This window comes from Mycobacterium sp. E183 (assembly GCF_001667735.1).
Lineage (GTDB): Bacteria > Actinomycetota > Actinomycetes > Mycobacteriales > Mycobacteriaceae > Mycobacterium.
In genome coordinates this window covers 38,949-60,799 of the sequence record NZ_LZJN01000187.1, presented here as the reverse complement: position 1 = coordinate 60,799, position 21,851 = coordinate 38,949, and the positions used below count along the sequence as shown (strand labels likewise).

The following is a 21,851-nucleotide window of genomic DNA, read 5'->3' as shown; positions in this document are numbered from 1 at the left end:
AAACGCGCGCCCGAGTTCTTCGGCGGTGCGGCGCGCCCCGACGACCACGGCGCGCACCGCGTCCGACCCGCAGCGCGCGCAGCGCCGCGTCGGCTCAGTCCGCCCGCACCAACGGCAGACCAGCGCCGGGCCGCCCTCCCGCAACGACTCGGCCAGGGAGAGCGGACCCGTGCAGTGCCGGCACCGGGCGATGGTGCGGCAGCGCGCGCAGGCCAGCGACGGGACGTATCCGCGCCGCGGCACCTGCACCAGCACCGGCGCCCCGGCCTCCAGCGACGAGCGGGCGGCGCGCAGCGCGATCGACGGGATGCGCGCGGTCCGCGCGGCCGGGTCGCGTTCGTCGGCGTAACCGGTGTCGTCGAGGGCGACCACCCGCGGCGTGCGGGCGCGCACCACCGCCCGGGCCGCGACGATGTCGTGCGCCCACCCGCTGCGCACCAACGCCTGCGCCTCGGCGGTGCGCGCGTAGCCCCCGATCAGCGCCGCGCACCGCGCCTGGTGGGCGCGCAGCATCGCCACCTCGCGGGCGTGCGGGTACGGCGCCCGGGGCTCGGCCAGGCTGTCGTCGGCGTCCGCCCACACCATCACCAGACCCAGATCGCTCAGCGGCGCGAAAGCCGCGCTGCGGGTGCCGATCACCAGCCTGGCCTGACCGCGCAACGCTGCCAGCCATCGCCGGTAGCGGGCCGCCGGCCCCAGCCCGGCCGACAGCGCCACCACGCCGCTCTCGTCGATCCGCGCGGCCGCGGCCCGCACCAGCGAGTCCAGGTCGCGCTGGTCGGGCACGATCGCCAGCACCGCCCGACCTGCGCGGATCGTCTGCGCGGCGGCCTCGGCGAACCGGTCCGCCCACGACTCCCCCGGCAGGGCCTGCCAGACGGCCCGCGCAGCGCGGGACTCGGCCAGGGCGTCCAGGAACTGGGCGCCCCGCCCGTAGACCGCCCACGCCGACGGGTCGACCGGCGCGGGTGGCGGCGGCCGCACCGCCGCCGTCGGTTCCCGCTCCACCCGCGCGTGCCGGGGCGGCACCGCCAGGCGCAGGACGTCCGGCCGGGTGCCGGCGTAGCGCGCCGCCACCGCGTCGACCAGCCGGCGGATCTCGGCTGTCAGCACCGGTTCGGCCGAGACGACGCGGTCCAGGTAACCGAGCTTGCCCTGATGGTCGGTGTCGTTGCGGCGCTCCAGCACGAACGCGTCGACCAGCCGGCCGTGAAACCGCACCCGCACCCGCACCCCCGGCTGGGCGTCGTCGGACTGCTCGGCCGACACCAGGTAATCGAACTCGCGGTCCAGGTGCGGCACCGAGAGCATCGGCAGCACCCGGGCAATGGGCTCGACCTGAACGGGCGTGCGCGCGCTGCCGCTCAAGGCGCTCTCATGGCCCGGCTGGTGCTCAACCCCGTACCGTCCGGGTCAGCTTTCGGCCGGTTCCGGGGTGCCGGCGTCGGCCGGCGCCTCACGACCGAAGAAGAACCCCGCGGTCATCAGGATCAGCGCCGCGGCGTACGACCACCAGATCGGCACCGCCAGCGCCTCGTTGCCCAGGATGAAACGGCCGATGGCGATCAGCGAATCCGACGCCGCGAAACACACCGCCCCCACCGCCGTCCAGATCGTCGGCAGCTTCGCCACCAGAGCGGCGCACACCATCGCGGTCAGCACCAGAATGTAGGCCACCACCGGGAGCGTCAGCTTGCCCAGGTGCGGCCAGAACCAGGCCAGCAGCGCGACGGTGGCCACACACATCGCGACCACGGCGGCGATGCGCAACCGCGACGGGCGCCTGGCGGCCAGGGGCAGCAGCGCGCCCAGGAAACACAAGTGCGCCAACAGGAATGCGCCAAGGCCCACGACGAACGACTGGGCCCACCACGGGATCGCCAGCGACCAGTCACCGACGGCCGACAGCAGCAGCGCCGGCATCAGCCACCGCCGCTCACGCACGACGGCGTGGCCCGCCGCGGCGGCGGTCAGCAACAGCGCCATCGAGGCCTTGAACAGCGGCTGCGCCACCCAGTGCCCAGTCAGCTCGGCCCCCGGCTCCGAACCCAGCGCCAACACCGTCAGGTACACGCCGTAACCGAGGGCCGCCCAGCCTGCCAGCACCCAGCCGCCGAACACCAGCCGAGGTGCGTACGGTACGTCCATGCCCAGCTTGGACAACACAGCCGACGAAAAGCCCGCTATCGACCCCATCCTGCAGAAGGTACTGGATGCGGTTCCGTTCCGGCTATCCACCGAGGACGGCGTCGACGCGGCGCGGCAACGGTTCCGCGACCTGCCCCGGCGGCCGCTGCACCCCGAGCTGCGCGTCGAGGACCGCGCCATTCCCGGTCCAGGAGGGTCGGTCGGCGTCCGGATCTATTGGCCGCCAATCGAATCCGAGAGCGCCACCCCGCCCGTCGTGCTGTATTTCCACGGCGGCGGATTCGTGGTGGGCGACCTTGACAGCTACGACGGCACGGCCCGCCAGCACGCCGTCGGCGCCGACGCCATCGTGGTCTCCGTCGACTACCGGCTGGCGCCGGAGCACCCCTACCCCGCCGCGATCGAAGACGCCTGGGCCGCAACGCTTTGGGTCGCCGAGAACGCCGCCGGGCTGGGCGGTGACCCGAACCGGATGGGCGTGGCCGGGGATTCGGCCGGTGGCACGATCAGCGCGGTGATGGCCCATCGGGCGCGGGACCACGGCGCACCGGCCATCGCGTTTCAGCTGCTGTGGTACCCGTCGACGATGTGGGACGCGTCGCTGCCGTCCTTCACCGAAAACGCCGGCGCGCCGATCCTCGACGTCAAGGCCGTCGCCGAGTTCTCGCGTTGGTACGCGGGCGAAGTCGACCTGTCCGCCCCGCCGCCGGGCATGGCGCCCGGGCGGGCCGGCGACGTATCCAACCTGCCGCCCGCCTACATCGCCGTCGCGGGTCACGACCCGCTGCGCGACGACGGCACCCGGTACGGCGAACGCCTTGCCGCCGCCGGCGTGACCGTCGAGGTGCACAACGCCGAGACGCTGGTGCACGGTTACCTCGGCTACGGCGGCGTGGTGCCCGCGGCCACCGCCGCGATGGAACGCGGGCTGACGGCCCTGCGAACGGGGCTACGCCGCTGAAGCCGGAGCGTACGGTGAATCCATGACGGAGCCCACCTTCGCCCGACCGGGGATCGACCCGACGTTCAAGGCGTTGCTCGACGCCTTCCCGATGACCTTCACCGCAGCCGACGGCGTGGAGACCGCGCGCTCGCGGCTGCGAATGCTCAAAGTGCCACCCGAGATGCTGCCCGACCTGCGCGTCGAGGAGCGCACGATCGGACATGGCGACGTCAGCGACGTCGGAGTGCGGATCTACTGGCCGCCCCTGGAACCCGAAGAGCCGCTGCCCGTCGTCGTCTTCTATCACGGCGGCGGCTTCTGCCTCGGTGACCTCGACACCCACGACCCCCTGGCCCGCGCGCACGCCGTCGGCGCCGAGGCCATCGTGGTGTCCGTGGACTACCGGCTCGCCCCCGAGCACCCGTTCCCGGCCGGCGTGCACGACTCCTGGGCGGCGCTGCAGTGGGTCGCCGAGAACGCCGCGGAGCTGGGCGGTGACCCCGGCCGGATCGCCGTCGCCGGCGACTCGGCCGGCGGCAACCTGGCCGCCGTGATGGCGCACCTGGCCACCGCGAACGCCGGGCCGGAGCTGAGCTTCCAGCTGCTCTGGTACCCGGTCGTCACCGCCGACCTGTCGCTGCCGTCCTACACCGACAACGCCAACGCGCCCATCCTGGACCGCGACGTGATCGACGCCTTCCTGGCGTGGTATCTGCCCGACATCGACATCAGCGACCCGACGGTGCTGCCCACCACCCTGGCCCCGGCGAACGCGACGGACCTGTCCGGGTTGCCGCCCGCCTACATCGCGACCGCCGAACACGATCCGCTGCGCGACGACGGGGCCCGCTACGCCGAGCTGCTCGACGCCGCCGGCGTGCCCGCGGAATTGAGCAACGAGCCCAACCTGGTGCACGGCTACGCGAGCTTCGCCCTGGTGATCCCCGCGGCCTCCGCTGCCACCGACCGCGGGCTGGCCGCGCTGAAGAAGGCGCTACACCCCTAGGCGGTCACGATGAGCAGCACTCCCGACTACCACACGCTGATCGTCGGCGCCGGCTTCTCCGGGATCGGCGCCGCCATCAAGCTCGACAACGCCGGGCTGTCCGACTACCTCGTCGTCGAGGCGGGCGACGGGGTCGGCGGGACGTGGCACTGGAACACGTATCCCGGTATCGCCGTGGACATCCCGTCGTTCTCCTACCAGTTCTCCTTCGAGCAGAGCCCGGACTGGTCGCGGACCTACGCGCGGGGCCGCGAACTCAAGGCCTACGCCGAACACTGCGTCGACAAGTACGGCATCCGATCGCGAATCCGGTTGAACACCAAGGTGCAATCCGCCGAGTTCGACGACGAGCGGTCCCTGTGGCGGGTGCAGACCGACCCCGGCGGAACCGTCACCGCCCGCTTCCTGATCAGCGCGTGCGGCGTGCTCACCGTGCCCAACCTGCCCGACATCGACGGCGTCGACAGCTTCGGCGGTGTCACGATGCACACCGCGCGCTGGGATCACGACCAGGATCTGAGCGGCAAGCGCGTCGCGATCATCGGCACCGGCGCCTCGGCCGTCCAGGTCATTCCCGAAATCGCGCCGATTGTCAAGCAGCTCACCGTTTTCCAGCGCACCCCGATCTGGTGCTTCCCCAAGCTGGACGTCGCGCTGCCGGCCCCGGCCCGCTGGGCGATGCGGATCCCGGGCGGCAAGATCGTGCAGCGGCTGCTCAGCCAGGCCTTCGTCGAAGTCACCTTCCCGATCTCCGCGCACTACTTCACGGTGGTGCCGCTGGCCAAGAGGATGGAGTCGGCGGGGCTGGCCTACCTACGCAAACAGGTGCACGACCCCACGGTGCGCGACCAACTCACCCCGCGCTACGCGGTCGGCTGCAAGCGCCCCGGCTTCCACAACGAGTACCTGGCCACGTTCAACCGCGACAACGTGCGACTGGTCACCGAGCCGATCGACAAGATCACGCCCACGGCGGTGGCCACCACCGACGGCGAAGCCCATGAGATAGACGTGCTGATCCTGGCCACCGGTTTCAAGGTGATGGATCCCGACGACGTCCCGACGTTCGCGGTGACCGGCAGCGGCGGCAAGTCGTTGAGCCGGTTCTGGGACGAGCACCGGCTGCAGGCCTACGAGGGCGTGAGCGTGCCCGATTTCCCCAACCTGTTCACGGTTTTCGGCCCGTACGGCTACGTGGGCTCGTCGTATTTCGCGCTGATCGAGACGCAGACCCACCACATCGTGCGGTGCCTGAAACGGGCGCAGCGCGACCTCGCGACGCGCGTGGAGGTCACCGGCGAGGCCAACGACCGGTACTTCGCCGAGATGCTGCGCCGACGGCACCGGCAGATCTTCTGGCAGGACAGCTGCCGACTGGCGAACAGCTACTACTTCGACAAGAACGGCGACGTCCCGCTGCGGCCCACCACCACCGTCGAGGCCTATTGGCGCAGCCGGCGCTTCGACCTCGACGACTACCGATTCACCGGCAGTTCCGCCTAGCGAACGCACCGAAAACCCGGTGCTGGTTGTCACCACCCGGCGCTAGGCTGCACGCGTGGCCAAGGAGTTTCCGCGTCTCGACGAGTCGCTCACCGAGTTCATCAACGATCAGGCCATGTTCTTCGTCGCCACCGCGCCGTCCGAGGGAGGCCGAATCAACCTGTCCCCCAAAGGGTATCGGGACACCTTCGCGGTCATCGACGATCACACCGTGGCCTATCTGGACCTGTTCGGCAGCGGGGTGGAAACGATTGCGCACTTGCGTGACAACGGCCGCATCACCATCATGTTCTGCTCGTTCACCCGCAACTCGCGCATCCTGCGGCTGTTCGGCACCGGACGGGTGGTCCGCCCCGACGACGCCGAGTTCGGCGAATTCGTCGGCAAGTTTGGGAACCCGCACGCGGGCGTGCGCGCCGTCATCGTCGTCGATCTCGAGCGAATCGCCGACGCGTGCGGGTTCGCGGTGCCGTACTACGAGCTCGTCGACGAACGCCCGGTGCTCGACGACTACCACAGCAAGGCGCCCGGCGAGGCCTACGTTCGCCTGGTAGGGCGCAACCGGCGAAGCATCGATGGATTGCCGGCGCTGGACGCCGACCACCCGCTGCCTAGATAGCGCGCTTGAGGTCGTCGACCTTGTCGAGCTGCTCCCACGGCAGTTCGACGTCGGTGCGGCCGAAGTGGCCGTAGGCGGCGGTCTGCGCGTAGATCGGGCGCAGCAGGTCCAGGTCACGGATGATCGCGCCGGGCCGCAGGTCGAACACCTCGGGCACGATCTTCTCGATCTTGACCGGGTCGACCGTCGCGGTGCCGAACGTCTCGATGAACAGGCCGACCGGGGCCGCCTTGCCGATGGCGTAGGCCACCTGCACCTCGACGCGCTCCGCGAGCCCGGCGGCGACGATGTTCTTCGCCACCCAGCGCATCGCGTACGCCGCCGACCGGTCCACCTTGGACGGATCCTTACCGGAGAAGGCGCCGCCGCCGTGGCGGGCCCAGCCGCCGTAGGTGTCGACGATGATCTTGCGGCCGGTGAGGCCGGCGTCGCCCATCGGCCCGCCGAGGACGAACTTGCCGGTCGGGTTGACCAGCACCCGGGTCGACGACGAATCCAGGGTGTCGTGCGCCAGCTCGCTCAGCACGCTCTTGAGCACGTGCTCCCGGATGTCGGGGTCGAGCGTCTTCTCCAGGTCGATGCCGTCGGCGTGCTGCGTCGAGACGACCACGGTGTCGAGGCGTACGGGGACGTCGTCCTCGTAGGCGATGGTGACCTGGGTCTTGCCGTCCGGGCGCAGGTATCCCAGCGTGCCGTTCTTGCGCACCTCGGTCAGCTTCCGTGACAGCCGGTGGGCCAGCGCGATGGGCAGGGGCATCAGCTCGGGGGTGTCGGCGATCGCGTAGCCGAACATCAGGCCCTGGTCGCCGGCGCCCTGGGAGTCCAGCGGGTCCGCGGCGCCCTCGACGCGCGCCTCGTGGGCGGTGTCGACGCCCTGGGCGATGTCGGGCGACTGGGCGCCGATGCCGATGTTCACCCCGCACGACGCCCCGTCGAAGCCCTTGTCCGACGAGTCGTAGCCGATGTCCAAAATGCGCGCGCGGACCGTGTTGGTGATGTCGGCGAACGCCTCCTTCGCCGTCGTCGTCACCTCGCCGACGACGTGCACCTGACCGGTGGTGACCAGCGTCTCCACCGCGACGCGTGAGCGGGGGTCCTGCGCCAGCAGGGCGTCGAGGACCGAGTCGCTGATCGCGTCACAGATCTTGTCGGGATGTCCCTCAGTCACCGACTCACTGGTAAACAGGCGACCCTTTTCGCTCACAATCGAATCCTTCCGAATAGTTAGTTAACCGAATTATATCGGCTGGCATCGGGCCGGCCGGCGCCTGGCCCCGCGCCACAGCAAAATCGAACCGTATTACCCGCCGCCGTGCAGGAACGTGGCGATCGCATCCACGATACGACTGGCCATCAGCGTCTTGGAGCCGTGTTGCAGCGCCGACTCGGTGCCGTCGGAGGCCAGCAGCCAGCCGTCGTTGCTGTCCACCTCGAACGCCCTGCCGTCGCCCACCGCGTTGACCACCAACAGGTCGCAACCCTTGCGGCGCAGCTTGGCCCTGGCGTGAAACAGCACATCGCCGTTGGCGTCGCCCGTTTCGGCGGCGAACCCGACGATGGCCCGCATGTTGGGCAGCTCGCCGCCGGCGCGCGCCCGCACCGCACCGGCCAGCACGTCGTCGTTGCGGACCAGCTCGATCGTCGGTGGCTGTTCCCGGTCGTTCGAGCCCTTTTTGATCTTCGCGGCGGAAACCTGCGCGGGGCGGAAGTCGGCGACGGCCGCGGCCATCACCAGCACGTCGGCCGCGGGCGCGTGCTTGGCCACCGCGTCGCCGAGTTGCTCGGCCGAGCTGACGTGGACCACCTCGACGCCGGCCGGGTCGATCAGGCCCGCGGTGTGCCCGGCGATCAGCGTGACCTCGGCGCCGCGCTGGGCGGCGACGCGCGCCACCGCGTAGCCCTGCTTACCGGAGCTGCGGTTGCCGATGAAGCGCACGGGGTCGATCGGTTCGCGGGTGCCGCCCGCGGTGACCAGGAGCTTGCAGCCGGCGAGGTCGTACGGGAGCGCGTCGTGGCGTTCCAGCAGCAGTTGGGCGAGCGTGGTGATCTCCTCGGCCTCGGGCAGCCGGCCGGAGCCGCTGTCGGACCCGGTGAGCCGCCCGAACGCCGGCTCCAGCACCACCGCCCCGCGGCGGCGCAGGGTGGCCACGTTGTCGACGGTGGCCGGGTGCAACCACATCTCGGTGTGCATGGCCGGCGCGAACAATACCGGGCATCGCGCGGTGAGCAGGGTGGCGGTCAGCAGGTCGTCGGCGCGGCCGTGCACCGCGCGGGCGAGCAGGTCCGCGGTGGCCGGCGCTACCACCACCAGATCGGCCTGCTGGCCGAGCTGGACGTGCGGCACCTCCGGGACGTTCTCGAAGATGCCGGTGTGCACCGGCTGGCCGGACAGCGCCTCGAACGTGGCGGCCCCGACGAACCGCAGCGCGGACTCGGTGGGCACGACCCGGACCAGATGGCCGGCCTCGGAGAGCTGACGAACTACCGTGCACGCCTTGTAGGCGGCGATGCCACCGGAGACGCCGACGACAATCCGTTTGCGGTCCACAGTTGGCCGGCCCTGCCCTGTTACTCGCCCTCGGTGTGCTCGAGCAGGTCGGCGTGGATCTCGCGCAGCGCGATCGACAGCGGCTTCTCCTGAAGCCCCGGCTCGACCAGCGGCCCAACGTATTCGAGGATGCCCTCGCCGAGCTGGTTGTAGTAGTCGTTGATCTGACGGGCCCGCTTGGCGGCGTAGATCACCAGGGCGTACTTGCTCGACACGCGGTCGAGCAGCTCGTCGATGGGCGGGTTGGTGATGCCCAGCGGGGTGTCGTAGGCGCCCTGCCCCCCGGCCGATGGGTCGAACCGGTCGGGGACGGCGGCCAGCGCCGCGTCGGACTGCGGAATGCTCACTTAGGTCAAACTCCTTGGCGGTCAGAGCCCCGAAACGGATTGGCTACCGCTGATGATTCGAATGCTCAATCTCGATTGGATCTGGTCTGGCTCCTGGTCTGGCCAGGCGGGTCATGCGGACTCGGCGCAGTTCCTAGCAGCAAGGATACCAATTCGGCGCACGCGGACTCCAATTGACTGTTGACCACGACCTCGTCGAAGTCGTCCTGGGCCGCCATCTCGACGCGGGCGGTCTCCAGGCGGCGCTGCATGGCCTCCGGCGTTTCGGTGCCGCGGCCGACGAGTCTGGCCTCCAGGTCCTCCCAACTGGGCGGCGCCAGGAACACCGTGATGGCCTCGGGCATCGCCCTCTTGACGGCCCTGGCGCCGGCCAGGTCGACCTCGATGAGTACCGGGATCCCGGCCGCAGTGGCGGTCCGCACCGGCTCGGCCAGGGTGCCCGACTGGTGCAGTCCGCCGTGGATCTCGGCCCATTCCAGCAGCGCGCCGTCGTCGATGAGCTGCTGAAAGCGGTCCGGGCTGACGAAGTGGTAATCGACGCCGTCGACCTCGCCCGGCCGCGGCGCCCGCGTCGTGGCCGAGACGGAAAAATGCAGCTCCGGAATTCGCTCGCGCAGGCAGCGGACGACTGTCGACTTGCCGACCGCGGAGGGACCGGACAGCACGACCACACGCCCCTTACCTGGTGGTGCGGGACGCGTGCCGTGCTCGACGTCCGGTCCCCCGCTAGCGCTCACTGGCGCTCCTGGGCTGGTGGCCCATAGCGCGGGTTGGCCGGGGCCGGGCTAGGAGCCGAACTTTTCCAGCAGGGCCTTGCGCTGGCGGTCGCCGAGGCCGCGCAGGCGGCGGGTGGGGGCGATCTCCAGCTCAGTCATGATTTCCTGCGCCTTGACCTTGCCCACCTTGGGCAACGCCTCGAGAAGCGCAGAAACCTTCATCTTGCCAAGGACTTCGTCGGTCTCGGCGTCCTTGAGCACCTGGGTGAGGTTGGTGCCGCCGCGCTTCAGCCGGTCCTTGAGCTCTGCTCGTGCTCGACGTGCGGCAGCAGCCTTCTCCAACGCGGCCGCGCGCTGCTCGTCGGTCAACTGGGGAAGGGCCACGATTCCTCCGTATCTGATCAATCAATTTCAATCGATCTCTTTTTGTCTCGCCGGTTCTTCTGCCAGCGGAGACGACCGTACTCAGGCCTCCTGACGAAATCTAACCCGGCCCCCTGGTTCAGGGGACAAACTCCCAGCATGAGCCCCGCCTGTGGCCGGAAAATGCCGTCCGGCGGACGCCTGCGATGACCGCCCGGCCGGGCCCCGCCTGCGCTTTGCGAGCGCCCGGCCCTGATCCGAAATATGGGCTCTGAGCTGCGGTTTTACCGAGTGGGCCCGGCGTCCGGCCGGCCGCCGGGGCGGCGGCCAAGGGCGGCCGCGGCGCGGCGAAACGCCTCGTGCCGGGGATCACGCATTTTTCGTTGCGTGTCGCGCGTGTCGCACCCGCGCGGCCCCCGCGTGGCGCGACGACGCCCTTCGCTGGTAAGGCCGCCAGCTAATACCCCGCGAGTTACCATCTAGCGGTGTCGAACCTGCGGATCCGTCAGGCCGCTGAACTGCTCGGAGTCAGCGACGACACCGTCCGGCGCTGGATCAACCAGGGATCGCTGACGGTCAGCCACGACGCGGCGGGCCGCAAGGTCATCGCCAGCGAAGATCTGGCCCGGTTTTCCCGGAACAACGCCCCCGCCCCGCCGCCCGACCCGCTCAGCATCGGCAGCTCGGCCCGCAACCGCTTCGTCGGGCTGGTCACCAGGGTCACCAGCGACAAGGTGATGTCCCAGGTCGAGATGCAGTGCGGCCCGTTCACCGTCGTGTCGCTGATGAGCACCGAGGCCGCCGAGGAACTGCAGTTGCGGCCCGGCAGCGTCGCCGTGGCGGTCGTCAAGGCGACCACGGTGATCGTGGAGACCGCGCGGCCAAGTACGGCCCTAGCGTCCGACTGAGCGCCGGGGCGGCCCTACGGCGCGCCCAGATAGGCGACGGCGTCCAGCATCCGCTCGCCCGCCGCCCGCAGTTCGTCCACGCCCGGCCCGGCCCGCAGCACCTCGCGGGCCACCGCGGGCAGCAGCTGGCCGGGGGCCGCCCCGCCCAGCCCGGCGAGCGCGTCGGGCCGTCCGCCCTGCACACCGAGCCCGGGCACCAGCACCGGCCCGCCCAGCGCGCTGAGATCGGGCGCCTCGAGCACCGTCGCGCCCACCACCACGCCGACGTACCCGGGCCCCGACGGCGTCGCCGACTTGTTCACCACCGCCGCCTGGTCGACCACCAGCTGGGCCACCGTGCGGCCGTCGAACGCGGCGCGCTGCACGGTGGCGCCCTCCGGGTTGGAGGTCGCCGCCAGCACGAACACGCCCCGGTCGTGAGCGGCGGCGGCTTCCAGCAGCGGCCGCAACGACCCGAATCCCAGGTACGGCGAGGCCGTGACGGCGTCGGCCGCCAGTGGCGAGTCGCCGGCCCAGGCGGCGGCGTAGGCCGCCATCGTGGTGCCGATGTCCCCGCGCTTGGCGTCGGCCAGCACCAGCACCCCGACCGAACGCAGGGCCTCGATGGTGCGTTCCAGCACCGCGAACCCGGCGGCGCCGTAGGCCTCGAAGAACGCCACCTGGGGCTTGACCACGGCGAAGCCGGCGAACGCCTCGATGCAGATGTCACAGAAGGCGGCCAGTCCATCGGCGGTGGTCGGCAAATCCCAGGCGCGGAGCAGCTCGGGATGCGGGTCGATGCCCACGCACAGCGGGCCGCGTTGCGCTTTCGCCTCGGCCAGGCGGACGCCGAACCCCGTCACCGGGCGCCTTCGCCGGGCGCGGCGCCCAGGCCGATCACGCTGTGCAGTTCTTGCAGGGACCGCACGCCGATGTCGCCGCGGATGCCCGCCTCGATGCCCTGGATGGCGGCGGAGGCGCCCTGCACCGTGGTGACGCAGGGGATGTTGACCGACACCGCGGCCGAACGGATCTCGTAGCCATCGATGCGTGGCCCGGAGTTCCCGTACGGCGTGTTGATCACCATGTCCACCTCGCCGGCCTTGATCGCGTCGACGGCCGACGCGGCCGGGCGGCCCGCCTGCGGGGGCTCGAAGTGCTTGCGGACCTCGTCACACGGAATTCCGTTGCGCCGCAACATCTCCGCGGTGCCCTCGGTGGCCAGGACGCGGAAGCCCAGGTCGGCCAGCCGCTTGACCGGGAACACCAGGGAGCGCTTGTCCCGGTTGGCAACCGAGACGAACACGGTGCCCTCGGCCGGCAGCGAGCCGTAGGCGGCCGTCTGACTCTTGGCGAAGGCGGTGCCGAAGTCGCGGTCGATCCCCATCACCTCGCCGGTGGACTTCATCTCCGGGCCCAGCAGCGAATCGATGGCCGCCCCGTCGATCCGGCGGAACCTGTGGAACGGCAGGACCGCCTCCTTGACGGCGATCGGGGCGTCGAAGGCCGCGTGGGCACCGTCCCCGGACGCCGCCAGCATGCCTTCGTCACGCAGCTGGGCAATGGTGGCGCCCAACATGATCCGGGCGCACGCCTTGGCGAGCGGCACGGCAGTGGCCTTCGACACGAACGGAACGGTGCGGCTCGCCCTCGGGTTGGCCTCCAGGACGTAGAGCACGTCGTCCTTGAGGGCGTACTGCACGTTGAGCAGCCCGATCACCCCGATGCCGTGGGCGATGGCCTCGGTCGCTCGGCGCACCTTCTCGATGTCGCTGCGGCCCAGCGTGACCGGGGGCAGCGCGCACGCCGAGTCGCCGGAGTGGATGCCGGCCTCCTCGATGTGCTCCATGATGCCGCCGATGTAGACCTCCGCGCCGTCGCACAGCGCGTCGACGTCGATCTCCACCGCGTCCTCGAGGAACCGGTCGACCAGCACCGGGTGCTCGGGCGAGAGCTCGGTGGCGCGGGTGATGTAGCCCTCCAGCGTCTCCTCGTCGTAGACGATCTCCATCCCGCGGCCGCCCAGCACGTATGACGGCCGCACCAGCACGGGATAACCGATGCCCTCGGCGATCCGGCGGGCCTGCGCGAAAGTCGTTGCCATGCCGTATTTCGGTGCGGGCAGGCCGGCGCCGGCCAGCACGTCGCCGAACGCGCCGCGGTCCTCGGCCAGGTCGATCGCCTCCGGCGGGGTGCCCACGATGGGGACCCCGGCGTCGGCCAGGCGCTGCGCCAGCCCGAGCGGGGTCTGGCCGCCCAGTTGCACGATGACGCCGACCACGCCGGGGCCCGCGCCGGCCGACTGCTGCTCGGCGCGGTACACCTCGAGGACGTCCTCGAACGTCAGCGGCTCGAAGTACAGCCGGTCTGCGGTGTCGTAGTCGGTCGACACCGTCTCGGGATTGCAGTTGACCATCACGGTCTCGAAGCCGGCCTGGCTCAACGTGGTTGCGGCGTGCACGCAGCTGTAGTCGAATTCGATGCCCTGGCCGATGCGGTTGGGTCCCGACCCGAGGATCAGCACCTTGGGCCGCTCGGCCTGCGGCGCGACTTCCGTCTCGGCGGCCGGGTCGAGTTCGTAGCTGCTGTAGTGATACGGCGTCTTGGCCTCGAACTCGGCCGCGCAGGTGTCGACGGTCTTGTACACCGGGTGGATGCCGAGCCGCTCGCGCAGCGAACGCACTCCGTTCTCCCCCGCCAGTTCCGGCCGCAGCGAGGCGATCTGGCGGTCCGACAGCCCGCTGTGCTTGGCCCGCCGCAGCAGGTCGGTGTCGAGCACCGGGGCGTCCACCAGCTCGGCGCGCAGCTTGCCCAGCTCGCCGATCTGGGCCACGAACCACGGGTCGACGCCGCTGGCCTCGGCGACCTGTTCGATCGACGCGCCCAGCCGCAGCGCCAGCTCGATGTCGTAGAGCCGGCCCTCGGTCGGGGTGCGCAGCCGGTCCAGCACCTCGGCGACATCCCCGTCCGGGTCGGGCTTGGTCCAGAAACCCGCGCGGGTGGTCTCCAGCGACCGCATCACCTTGCCGAGCGCCTCGATGAAGTTGCGGCCCAACGACATCGCCTCGCCGACCGACTTCATCGTGGTGGTCAGGGTGGGGTCCGCGCCGGGGAACTTCTCGAACGCGAACCGCGGCGCCTTGACGACGACGTAGTCGAGCGTCGGTTCGAAGCAGGCCGGCGTTTCCTTGGTGATGTCGTTGACGATCTCGTCGAGGGTGTACCCGATGGCCAGCTTCGCGGCGATCTTGGCGATCGGGAAACCGGTGGCCTTGGAGGCCAGCGCGCTGGACCGCGACACCCGTGGGTTCATCTCGATGACGATCAGCCGCCCGTCGACCGGGTTGATCGCGAACTGGATGTTGCAGCCGCCGGTGTCCACCCCGACCTCGCGCAGGATCGCGATGCCCAGGTCGCGCATCCGCTGGTATTCCCGGTCGGTCAGCGTCATCGCCGGCGCGACGGTGACCGAGTCTCCGGTGTGCACGCCCATCGGGTCGAAGTTCTCGATCGAGCAGACCACGACCACGTTGTCGTTGCCGTCGCGCATCAGCTCGAGCTCGAATTCCTTCCAGCCGTAGATCGATTCCTCGATCAGCACGTTGGCGCTGGGGCTTTCGGCCAGGCCGGCGCCGGCCATCCGGTCGACCTCCTCGACGGACCGCGCCATGCCCGACCCCAGCCCGCCCATCGTGAAGCTGGGCCGCACCACGACCGGCAGCCCGAGCTCCTCGACCGTCTCGCGGACCTCTTCCATGGTGAAACACACTCGGCTGCGGGCGGATTCACCACCGACCTTGGCGACGATGTCCTTGAACATCTGCCGGTCCTCGCCGCGCTGGATGGCGTCGATGTCCGCCCCGATCAGCTCGACGCCGTGGCGCTCCAGCGCGCCGTTCTCGAACAGCGCGACGGCGGTGTTGAGCGCGGTCTGCCCGCCCAGCGTGGCCAGCAGCGCGTCGATCTTGTTGCCGCGCTCGGCCTGCTGGGCGATCACCCGCTCCACGAAGGCCGGGGTGATCGGCTCGACGTAGGTGTGGTCGGCGTACTCCGGGTCGGTCATGATGGTGGCCGGGTTGGAGTTGATCAGGCTGACCTGCAGCCCCTCCGCCCGCAGCACCCGGCAGGCCTGGGTGCCGGAGTAGTCGAATTCGGCCGCCTGGCCGATGACGATCGGCCCCGAGCCGATCACCAGCACGTGGTTGAGGTCACTGCGCCGCGGCATCAGTTGCTCCCTTCCATTGCGCGAGGGTGCGTGTTGCCACGGCGACACGCCGTGCACCGCGTACAACTGCGCACGCTCGCGGCGAGGTACATCAGCGCCCCTCTGCCATCAGGTCGATGAATTGGTCGAACAGGTATTCCGCGTCGTGGGGTCCGGCGGCGGCCTCCGGGTGGTACTGCACCGAGAACGCCCGCCCGTCGGCGAGTTTGACGCCCTCGACGACCCCGTCGTTGGCGCAGGTGTGGCTGACGACCGCGGGGCCGAACGGGGTGTCGAAGGACTGGCCGGCCTCGCCTTCCAGCGCGAAGCCGTGGTTCTGCGCGGTCACCGCCACCCGCCCGGTCGCGTGGTCCATCACCGGGATGTTGATGCCGCGGTGGCCGAACACCATCTTGTAGGTGGACAGCCCCAGCGCGCGGCCCAGGATCTGGTTGCCGAAACAGATGCCGAACAACGGGATTCCGGCGCCCAGCACCTCGCGGGTGAGCGCGACGACGTGGTCGGCGGTGGCGGGATCGCCCGGGCCGTTGGACAAGAACACCCCGTCGGGTGAGATGTCGGCGATCTGGGAGAACGTGGTCGACGACGGCAACACGTGGCTGCGTACCCCGCGGCGGGCGAAGTTGCGCGGCGTGTTGGTCTTGATCCCCAGATCGAGCGCGACCACCGTGAACCTCGAAGATCCCGGTGGCCCTTCGGGTTCCACGATGTAGCGCTCCGGCGTGCTGACCTCCCCGGCGAGATCGGCGCCGAGCATCGACTGCTGTCCGCGCACCCGCTCGACCAGCTCGGCGGGGTCGGCAAGCGCCTCACCGGAGAACACCCCCGCCTTCATCGACCCACGGGTGCGCAGATGGCGCACCACCGCGCGGGTGTCGATGCCGGCGATCCCGACGATGTGCTGGCGCACCAGCTCGTCCTCCAGGGTGCCGGTGGCGCGCCAGTTGGACGCCCGCGGCGACGGGTCGCGCACCGCGTAGCCGGCGACCCAGATCTTGTCGCCACGGCTCTCGGCGTCCTCGGTGTTCCAGCCGGTGTTGCCGATCTGCGGAGCGGTGGCCACCACGATCTGCCGGTGATAGCTGGGATCGGTCAGCGTCTCCTGGTAGCCGGACATGCCGGTGGAAAAGACCGCCTCGCCGAGCGTTTGGCCGACCTTGCCGAACGGCGTGCCCGTGAACACGCGGCCGTCTTCGAGCACGAGCAGTGCTTTGTTGTTCACGCGGCTCCCTCCTGCTGGGACTCCAGCCACTCGGTGTATTCCTCGCGGTGATTCGCCCGAAAGCCGGTGTCGATCTCGGCTCCCGACGGCAGCCGCCACCGAATCGCCAGGATCCCGATCCGGGCCGTGGCCCTGCCGCCCATGCTGCGCTCCATGCGGATACCGGTGATCGCGTCTTTCGGTATCCAAATCGGTTGGGCGCGCAAGCGTTCCACCATGATCCCGCCGGCATAGCGGGTCAGTACCGCCTTGCTGCGGAAACCCATGTCGCCGGCCGCGATCCGCTCGTGCCAACCCGGCGCCATCATGGAACCGCAATAGTGGCCCCGGGTGGTGATGAGCGCCGCGCCCACCTGGTCGGGCACGTCGGGCAGGTCGCCGATCAGCTCCTCCTGCCGCTCCGAGCGACGCCGCCAGCTGCGCATCATCAGCTGGATCACCACCGCGATCACCACCACCAGCACCGCCGCGAAGATCAGCGACCCCACCAGCGTGCCTGAATTCATGCCGGGCACTTCCCGTCTCGAGCGGTGACCTTGCCCCGCAGCAGCGTCGCCGTCACGGTGGCCGGCAGGGCCATCGACTCGAACGGCGTGTTGGCCGACCGGCTGGCCAGATCGGACCCGGCGACGGTCCAGGTGGCCTCCGGGTCCACCACCGTCAGGTTGGCCGGCTCCCCCACCTCCAGCGGGCGGCCGTGATCGGGCAGCCCGACGATGCGCGCGGGGTTTTCGCTCATCACCCGCGCGACGTCGCGCCAGGTCAGCAGCCCGGGCGTCACCATGGTGTGCACCACGACCGACAGCGCGGTCTGCAGGCCCAGCATGCCCGGGCGGGCCGCGGCGAATTCCACGCACTTCTCGTGTTCGGCGTGCGGGGCATGGTCGGTGGCCACGCAGTCGATGACGCCGTCGGCCAGGGCCTGACGCAACGCCACCGCGTCGGCGGCCTCCCGCAGCGGGGGGTTGACGCGGTTGCGCCCGTCGTAGGTGGCCAGCCTGCTGTCGTCGAGCAGCAGGTGATGCGGGGTGACCTCGGCGGTGATCGAAATGCCTTGATCCTTGGCCCATTTCAGCAGCTCGACGGTGCCCGCGGTGGACGCGTGGCAGATGTGCACCCGGGCGCCCGCGTCGCGCGCCAGCAGCGCGTCGCGGGCGACGATCGATTCCTCGGCGGCCCGCGGCCAGCCCGAGAGCCCGAGCCGGGCGGCGGCGGGCCCCTCGTGGGCGACGGCGCCGACGGTGAGCCGGGGTTCCTCGGCGTGCTGGGCGATCAGCACGCCCAGGCCGGTGGCGTACTCGAGCGCGCGGCGCATCACCAGCGGGTCGTGCACGCAGACGCCGTCGTCGGAGAACATCCGCACCTGCGCGGCCCCGGCCGCCATCATGCCCATCTCGGTGAGCTCGGCGCCGGCCAGTCCGACGGTGACGGCGCCGACGGGGTGGACGTCGACCAGTCCGACCTGCTGGCCGCGGTGCCAGATGTGGTCGGTGACCACCGGGCTGTCAGCGACGGGATTGGTGTTGGCCATCGCGAACACCGCCGTGTATCCGCCCAGAGCCGCTGCGGCCGAGCCGGTTTCGATGTCCTCGGCGTATTCGCGGCCCGGCTCGCGCAGGTGGGTGTGCAGGTCGACGAACCCGGGCAGCAACACCTGCCCGGTCGCGTCGATGACGTCGGCCGTGTCGGGGACCGCGAGCTCCGCGCCGATTTCGGCGATCTGGCCGTCATCGACGAGCACGTCGACCCGGTCGCCCTCGCCGTACAACCGGACCCCACGGATCAGCACGCTCACGCCGCACCCTCACTTCCGGCCGACTCGGCGCCGACCAGCACATGGAACAGCACCGCCATGCGCACGTGCACACCGTTGGACACCTGTTGCAGCACGGCCGATTGCGACGAGTCGGCCACCGAGGACGCGATCTCCATGCCACGCAGCATCGGACCCGGGTGCAGCACCACGGCGTGGCCGGGCAGCATCGCCTGGCGGCGATCGGAAAGCCCGAAGCGCGAGGAGTATTCGCGCACCGACGGGAAGAAGCCGCCGTTCATGCGCTCGGCCTGCACCCGCAGCATCAGCACCGCGTCGGCGGCGGGCAGCTCGGCGTCGAAGTCGTTCGCGACGGTGACCGGCCAGCCGTCGACGCCGACCGGCAACAGCGTCGGCGGCGCCACCAGGACCACCTCGGCGCCCAGGGTGTTGAGCAGCATGACGTTGGAACGGGCGACCCGGCTGTGCAGGATGTCGCCGACGATCACGATGCGCCGGCCCTCGATGCCGCCGAGGCGCTGGCGGATGGTCAGCGCGTCCAGCAGCGCCTGGGTGGGGTGCTCGTGCGTGCCGTCGCCCGCATTGATCACCGACGGGCCGTCGTTCGCGCTGCCGGTCCATTCGGCCAGCAGGTGCGCGGCACCGGAGGCCGGGTGCCGGATGATCAGCGCGTCGGCGCCGGCCGCGCGCAGCGTCAACGCCGTGTCGCGCAGCGACTCACCCTTGCCCACCGACGATCCCGCCGCGCTGACGTTGATCACGTCGGCGCTCATCCACTTGCCGGCCACCTCGAACGAAACCCGGGTGCGGGTGGAGTTCTCGTAGAACATCGTGATGACGGTGCGCCCGCGCAGCGTGGGCAGCTTCTTGATTTCGCGGCCGACCAGCGCCTGGGAGAAGCGGTCGGCGTCGTCGAGGATGGCGGTGGCCTCGTCGCGGCTCAGGTCGCCGGCGGCCAGCAGGTGCCGGGTCATCGGGAGATCACCACCCCGTCGCGCCCGTCCTGCTCGCTGAGCAGCACGTGCACGCTCTCGCTGCGCGACGTCGGAACGTTCTTGCCGACGTAGTCGGCGCGCAGCGGGAGTTCGCGGTGGCCCCGGTCGACCAGCACCGCGAGCTGCACCACCCGGGGGCGGCCGACGTCGCGCAGTGCGTCCAGCGCGGAACGCACCGAGCGCCCGGAGTACAGCACGTCGTCGATGAGAATCACCAGCGCGTCGTCGATGCCGCCCGCCGGGATCGAGGTGGCCTCCAGCGGCCGCGGCGGCTTCTGCATCAAATCGTCGCGATACAACGTGATGTCGAGGCCCCCGTGGCCCACCTCCACGCCGCTGAATTCGGCGATGTGGGTGGCGAGCCGCTCGGCCAGGATCACGCCGCGGGTCGGGATGCCCAACAGCACCACCCGCGGCGCGTCGGGTCCGTCCAGCGCGGTCTTTTCGATGATCTGATGTGCGATACGGGAAATGGTGCGGCCCACGTCGGCCGCCGACATCAGTTCCCGGGACCCGCGGCTTGAGCCGCTCTCGTCCACAGCACCCATGCGAGACTTGACCTCCTTCTCCGCCTCGCGGGACGGATCGTTAAAGGATGTCGACTGCCCGGCAGCGTAACACCTCTCTGGCGGAGCGCCGGCGCGGGGCACGAGTGCGCAATCCCGGATCGCCCGCCGTGCCCCACCCGTCCCAGGCGTCTCGCCGGGAGTCGGCGCCCGCTGTGCCCGCCTCGTAGCGACAACTCGTTGCGCTTCACGGCGTGGGTATGACGGGCTCAGCCGTCGCCCGGGAGGGGCGAACGGACTCCGGCTCTACCGCGGCGAGGGCCGCGAGACCGCCCCTAGGTGCAGGGAACTTGCCCGTTGAGCACGCAATTCGACGGGGGTGTGAAGGAACCGGTCAGCGCGCCCCTCATGCCGCCCGTCGCCGAACCGCCGGGTGCGATGCTGCGATTCCAGTTCGCGGGGGTAAGGGTGAAGTGGGTGCCCGATTGGGTGATGTTGCTGTTCCAGGTGTGCAGGACGGATTGTCCGGCCGGCATGTCGAAGTCAATCCGCCAATCGGTGAGCGGCACCAGGCTCAAGTTGGTGACGGTGAAGTTGGCGATGAAACCGGTCTGCCACGCATGTTCCACCGACAGCGTCGCCGAGGCGGGCGCGGCCGCATGAGCCGCCGGGGTGACGGCGAGTCCGAAGGTGGCGACCAGCAATGCCGACACGGATACGTGAAGGGCTGTGCGCCAGCGCTTCACGTATTTGTTCAGTTCGGCCATGCGGCCCACATTAAAGGCAAGCGGGCGTTATCGGCCGGCGCATCGCGGCACGCTGCAGTACCTTTGCCCAACCGAAACCGTCATGAAATTTTGGCCTCGATACGACGCCGCGTTGCCACGCGGCCGGGGCGGTTCGTGCCCGCCTCGCGGCGACGCCGTGTCGCGCTACCCTGGCGAAAATGACGGGCTCTGGATTCTCCCGAATGCAGCGAATGGACTTCGACGCGCTCTACCGCGGCGAAAGCCCCGGCGAAGGCATCCCACCGATGGCCACACCCCCCTGGGATACCAAGGCGCCCAAAGACAGCGTCGTCGCCTGGCACGACGGCGGCTGGGTCCACGGCGAGGTCCTCGACATCGGTTGCGGGCTCGGCGACAACGCCATCTATCTGGCTCGCAACGGCTTCGGAGTCACCGGGCTGGACATCTCGCCCGCCGCGCTGGTGACCGCCCAGCGCCGTGCAAATGACGCCGGAGCCGACGTCACGTTCGCGGTGGCCGACTCCACCAAGCTGGAGGGCTATTCCGACGCCTTCGACACCGTGATCGACAGCGGCATGTTCCACTGCCTCGACGACGACGGCAAACGCAGCTACGCCGCCGCGGTACACCGGGCGACCAGACCGGGCGCCACGTTGTTGATGAGCTGCTTCTCGGACGCGAACGCCCCCGACGAGCGCTGGCCCCGGCCGGCGGTCTCGGAGCAGACGCTGCGGGACGTGCTCGGCGGCGCGGGGTGGGACATCGAGTCGCTTCAGCCCGCGACGATGCGCCGGGAAGTGGACGGCGCCGAAGTCGAGATGGCGTTCTGGTACGTCCGGGCGCGACGGCGCTGACCGAACCGGCCGCTCGTCGCGACCGCGGGTTTTCGGCCCGGGTGGTCGGCCGCCGCCGAGAAGAAAGTACGTTCGGAGCGTGAGCGAGGAGTTCTGGGTAACCCGCCGCGAAGCCGGGGATGCGGTGGTGTTGCAGGTCAGCGGCGTGGTGGACATCATCACCGCACCGTCGCTGGCCACCCACATCGACGTTGCCCTGGCCGGCACGCCCGCGGTGCTGGTCATCGACCTCACCGAGGTCGACTTCCTGTCCTCCGCGGGCATCACCGTGCTGGTCGAGGTACATCGGCTGACCGAGAACAGCCCGACCTCGCTGCGCGTCGCGGCCGACGGTTCGGCCACCAGCCGGCCGCTGCGCATCGTCGGGCTCGACGAGTTCATCGACCTCTACCCCACCGTGGACGAGGCCTTGGCCGGGGCTCCCCGCGGCCCGGAGCTAACCTGAC

At 70.3% G+C, this 21,851-nt stretch carries 22 protein-coding genes; 7 read left to right on the top strand and 15 right to left on the bottom strand.

The window, feature by feature from the left end; all coding sequences use genetic code 11:
* Positions 1-1,368 (bottom strand): primosome assembly protein PriA (locus tag A5691_RS22635; RefSeq protein ID WP_197696197.1); only part of this gene is annotated, 1,368 nt, incomplete at its 3' end.
* Positions 1,369-1,413: 45 nt separating this feature from the next.
* Complete coding sequence (locus tag A5691_RS22630) at positions 1,414-2,148, bottom strand: lysoplasmalogenase (protein ID WP_068017977.1); 735 nt, start codon at positions 2,146-2,148, stop codon at positions 1,414-1,416.
* Between A5691_RS22630 and A5691_RS22625 the strand changes: the two genes are divergently transcribed.
* The 4 genes from A5691_RS22625 to A5691_RS22610 are packed head-to-tail and all read left to right on the top strand — an operon-like array spanning position 2,147 to position 6,219.
* On the top strand, positions 2,147-3,109 hold the full coding sequence (locus A5691_RS22625; RefSeq protein ID WP_068017972.1) for an alpha/beta hydrolase: 963 nt from the start codon (positions 2,147-2,149) through the stop codon (positions 3,107-3,109). The genes A5691_RS22630 and A5691_RS22625 overlap by 2 nt on opposite strands.
* 22 nt (positions 3,110-3,131) lie before the next feature.
* Positions 3,132-4,097, top strand: coding sequence for an alpha/beta hydrolase (locus tag A5691_RS22620; RefSeq protein ID WP_067752927.1), 966 nt, complete (start codon positions 3,132-3,134; stop codon positions 4,095-4,097).
* 9 nt (positions 4,098-4,106) lie between these two features.
* Positions 4,107-5,600: an NAD(P)/FAD-dependent oxidoreductase gene (locus A5691_RS22615; RefSeq protein WP_068017970.1), complete on the top strand. Its 1,494-nt coding sequence runs from the start codon at positions 4,107-4,109 to the stop codon at positions 5,598-5,600.
* 55 nt (positions 5,601-5,655) lie between these two features.
* A complete protein-coding gene (locus A5691_RS22610; RefSeq protein WP_067752920.1) occupies positions 5,656-6,219 on the top strand; it encodes a pyridoxamine 5'-phosphate oxidase family protein in 564 nt (187 codons plus the stop codon).
* On the opposite strand, the gene metK is transcribed toward A5691_RS22610, so the two are convergent.
* From metK to mihF, 5 genes are all read right to left on the bottom strand, one after another.
* On the bottom strand, positions 6,212-7,423 hold the full coding sequence (metK, locus tag A5691_RS22605) for a methionine adenosyltransferase (RefSeq protein ID WP_067752917.1): 1,212 nt from the start codon (positions 7,421-7,423) through the stop codon (positions 6,212-6,214). The two genes, A5691_RS22610 and metK, sit on opposite strands and share 8 nt — an antisense overlap.
* A gap of 96 nt (positions 7,424-7,519) precedes the next feature.
* Positions 7,520-8,767: a bifunctional phosphopantothenoylcysteine decarboxylase/phosphopantothenate--cysteine ligase CoaBC gene (gene coaBC / locus A5691_RS22600; RefSeq protein WP_067783404.1), complete on the bottom strand. Its 1,248-nt coding sequence runs from the start codon at positions 8,765-8,767 to the stop codon at positions 7,520-7,522.
* A gap of 20 nt (positions 8,768-8,787) precedes the next feature.
* Positions 8,788-9,114 (bottom strand): DNA-directed RNA polymerase subunit omega, encoded by a 327-nt coding sequence (gene rpoZ, locus A5691_RS22595; protein ID WP_067752911.1) that lies wholly within the window; start codon positions 9,112-9,114, stop codon positions 8,788-8,790.
* A 65-nt stretch (positions 9,115-9,179) separates the two neighbouring features.
* Positions 9,180-9,851: a guanylate kinase gene (gene gmk / locus A5691_RS22590; protein WP_156675676.1), complete on the bottom strand. Its 672-nt coding sequence runs from the start codon at positions 9,849-9,851 to the stop codon at positions 9,180-9,182.
* Positions 9,852-9,899: 48 nt separating this feature from the next.
* Positions 9,900-10,214: an integration host factor, actinobacterial type gene (gene mihF, locus A5691_RS22585; protein ID WP_007171927.1), complete on the bottom strand. Its 315-nt coding sequence runs from the start codon at positions 10,212-10,214 to the stop codon at positions 9,900-9,902.
* A 464-nt stretch (positions 10,215-10,678) separates the two neighbouring features.
* On the opposite strand from mihF, the gene A5691_RS22580 reads away from it, so the two are divergent.
* The gene (locus A5691_RS22580) at positions 10,679-11,101 is read left to right on the top strand and encodes a molybdopterin-binding protein (RefSeq protein WP_067752906.1); all 423 of its coding nucleotides are present in this window, start codon (positions 10,679-10,681) and stop codon (positions 11,099-11,101) included.
* 14 nt (positions 11,102-11,115) lie between these two features.
* On the opposite strand, the gene pyrF is transcribed toward A5691_RS22580, so the two are convergent.
* The 8 genes from pyrF to A5691_RS22540 all read right to left on the bottom strand — a co-directional run bounded on the left by pyrF (position 11,116) and on the right by A5691_RS22540 (position 20,569).
* Positions 11,116-11,943: an orotidine-5'-phosphate decarboxylase gene (gene pyrF / locus A5691_RS22575; RefSeq protein ID WP_067752904.1), complete on the bottom strand. Its 828-nt coding sequence runs from the start codon at positions 11,941-11,943 to the stop codon at positions 11,116-11,118.
* Positions 11,940-15,305 (bottom strand): carbamoyl-phosphate synthase large subunit, encoded by a 3,366-nt coding sequence (gene carB, locus A5691_RS22570; protein WP_067753085.1) that lies wholly within the window; start codon positions 15,303-15,305, stop codon positions 11,940-11,942. Before carB ends, pyrF begins: the two co-directional genes overlap by 4 nt.
* A 91-nt stretch (positions 15,306-15,396) precedes the next feature.
* Entirely contained in the window at positions 15,397-16,527 is a 1,131-nt protein-coding gene (carA, locus tag A5691_RS22565; RefSeq protein ID WP_067783398.1) for a glutamine-hydrolyzing carbamoyl-phosphate synthase small subunit, read from the bottom strand.
* Positions 16,524-17,033, bottom strand: a complete 510-nt coding sequence (locus A5691_RS22560) for a transporter (RefSeq protein WP_067753082.1) — start codon at positions 17,031-17,033, stop codon at positions 16,524-16,526. Before A5691_RS22560 ends, carA begins: the two co-directional genes overlap by 4 nt.
* A complete protein-coding gene (locus A5691_RS22555; RefSeq protein ID WP_068017961.1) occupies positions 17,030-18,322 on the bottom strand; it encodes a dihydroorotase in 1,293 nt (430 codons plus the stop codon). Before A5691_RS22555 ends, A5691_RS22560 begins: the two co-directional genes overlap by 4 nt.
* Positions 18,319-19,275: an aspartate carbamoyltransferase catalytic subunit gene (locus A5691_RS22550; RefSeq protein WP_067752895.1), complete on the bottom strand. Its 957-nt coding sequence runs from the start codon at positions 19,273-19,275 to the stop codon at positions 18,319-18,321. Before A5691_RS22550 ends, A5691_RS22555 begins: the two co-directional genes overlap by 4 nt.
* On the bottom strand, positions 19,272-19,844 hold the full coding sequence (gene pyrR, locus A5691_RS22545) for a bifunctional pyr operon transcriptional regulator/uracil phosphoribosyltransferase PyrR (RefSeq protein WP_067752892.1): 573 nt from the start codon (positions 19,842-19,844) through the stop codon (positions 19,272-19,274). Before pyrR ends, A5691_RS22550 begins: the two co-directional genes overlap by 4 nt.
* A 293-nt stretch (positions 19,845-20,137) precedes the next feature.
* A complete protein-coding gene (locus A5691_RS22540) occupies positions 20,138-20,569 on the bottom strand; it encodes a cellulose-binding domain-containing protein (protein WP_067752889.1) in 432 nt (143 codons plus the stop codon).
* A 203-nt stretch (positions 20,570-20,772) separates the two neighbouring features.
* Here A5691_RS22540 and A5691_RS22535 point away from each other — a divergent pair, with 203 nt between their 5' ends.
* Positions 20,773-21,405 carry a class I SAM-dependent methyltransferase gene (locus A5691_RS22535; protein ID WP_082950454.1) on the top strand — a complete coding sequence of 211 codons (633 nt, stop codon included), beginning with the start codon at positions 20,773-20,775 and terminating at the stop codon, positions 21,403-21,405.
* Positions 21,406-21,484: 79 nt separating this feature from the next.
* Positions 21,485-21,850: an STAS domain-containing protein gene (locus A5691_RS22530; RefSeq protein ID WP_067752883.1), complete on the top strand. Its 366-nt coding sequence runs from the start codon at positions 21,485-21,487 to the stop codon at positions 21,848-21,850.
* The last annotated feature ends 1 nt before the right edge of the window (position 21,851 follow it).

What these genes read in the sequence shown, in the direction of transcription:
- A5691_RS22615 (WP_068017970.1), top strand. Translation starts at nt 4,107, where the DNA reads ATGAGCAGCACTCCCGACTACCACACGCTGATCGTCGGCGCCGGCTTC.
- A5691_RS22625 (WP_068017972.1), top strand. Translation starts at nt 2,147, where the DNA reads ATGCCCAGCTTGGACAACACAGCCGACGAAAAGCCCGCTATCGACCCC.
- A5691_RS22620 (WP_067752927.1), top strand. Translation starts at nt 3,132, where the DNA reads ATGACGGAGCCCACCTTCGCCCGACCGGGGATCGACCCGACGTTCAAG.
- pyrR (WP_067752892.1), bottom strand. Translation starts at nt 19,844, where the DNA reads ATGGGTGCTGTGGACGAGAGCGGCTCAAGCCGCGGGTCCCGGGAACTG.
- carB (WP_067753085.1), bottom strand. Translation starts at nt 15,305, where the DNA reads ATGCCGCGGCGCAGTGACCTCAACCACGTGCTGGTGATCGGCTCGGGG.
- A5691_RS22540 (WP_067752889.1), bottom strand. Translation starts at nt 20,569, where the DNA reads ATGGCCGAACTGAACAAATACGTGAAGCGCTGGCGCACAGCCCTTCAC.
- A5691_RS22535 (WP_082950454.1), top strand. Translation starts at nt 20,773, where the DNA reads ATGCAGCGAATGGACTTCGACGCGCTCTACCGCGGCGAAAGCCCCGGC.
- A5691_RS22560 (WP_067753082.1), bottom strand. Translation starts at nt 17,033, where the DNA reads ATGAATTCAGGCACGCTGGTGGGGTCGCTGATCTTCGCGGCGGTGCTG.
- A5691_RS22630 (WP_068017977.1), bottom strand. Translation starts at nt 2,148, where the DNA reads ATGGACGTACCGTACGCACCTCGGCTGGTGTTCGGCGGCTGGGTGCTG.
- A5691_RS22550 (WP_067752895.1), bottom strand. Translation starts at nt 19,275, where the DNA reads ATGACCCGGCACCTGCTGGCCGCCGGCGACCTGAGCCGCGACGAGGCC.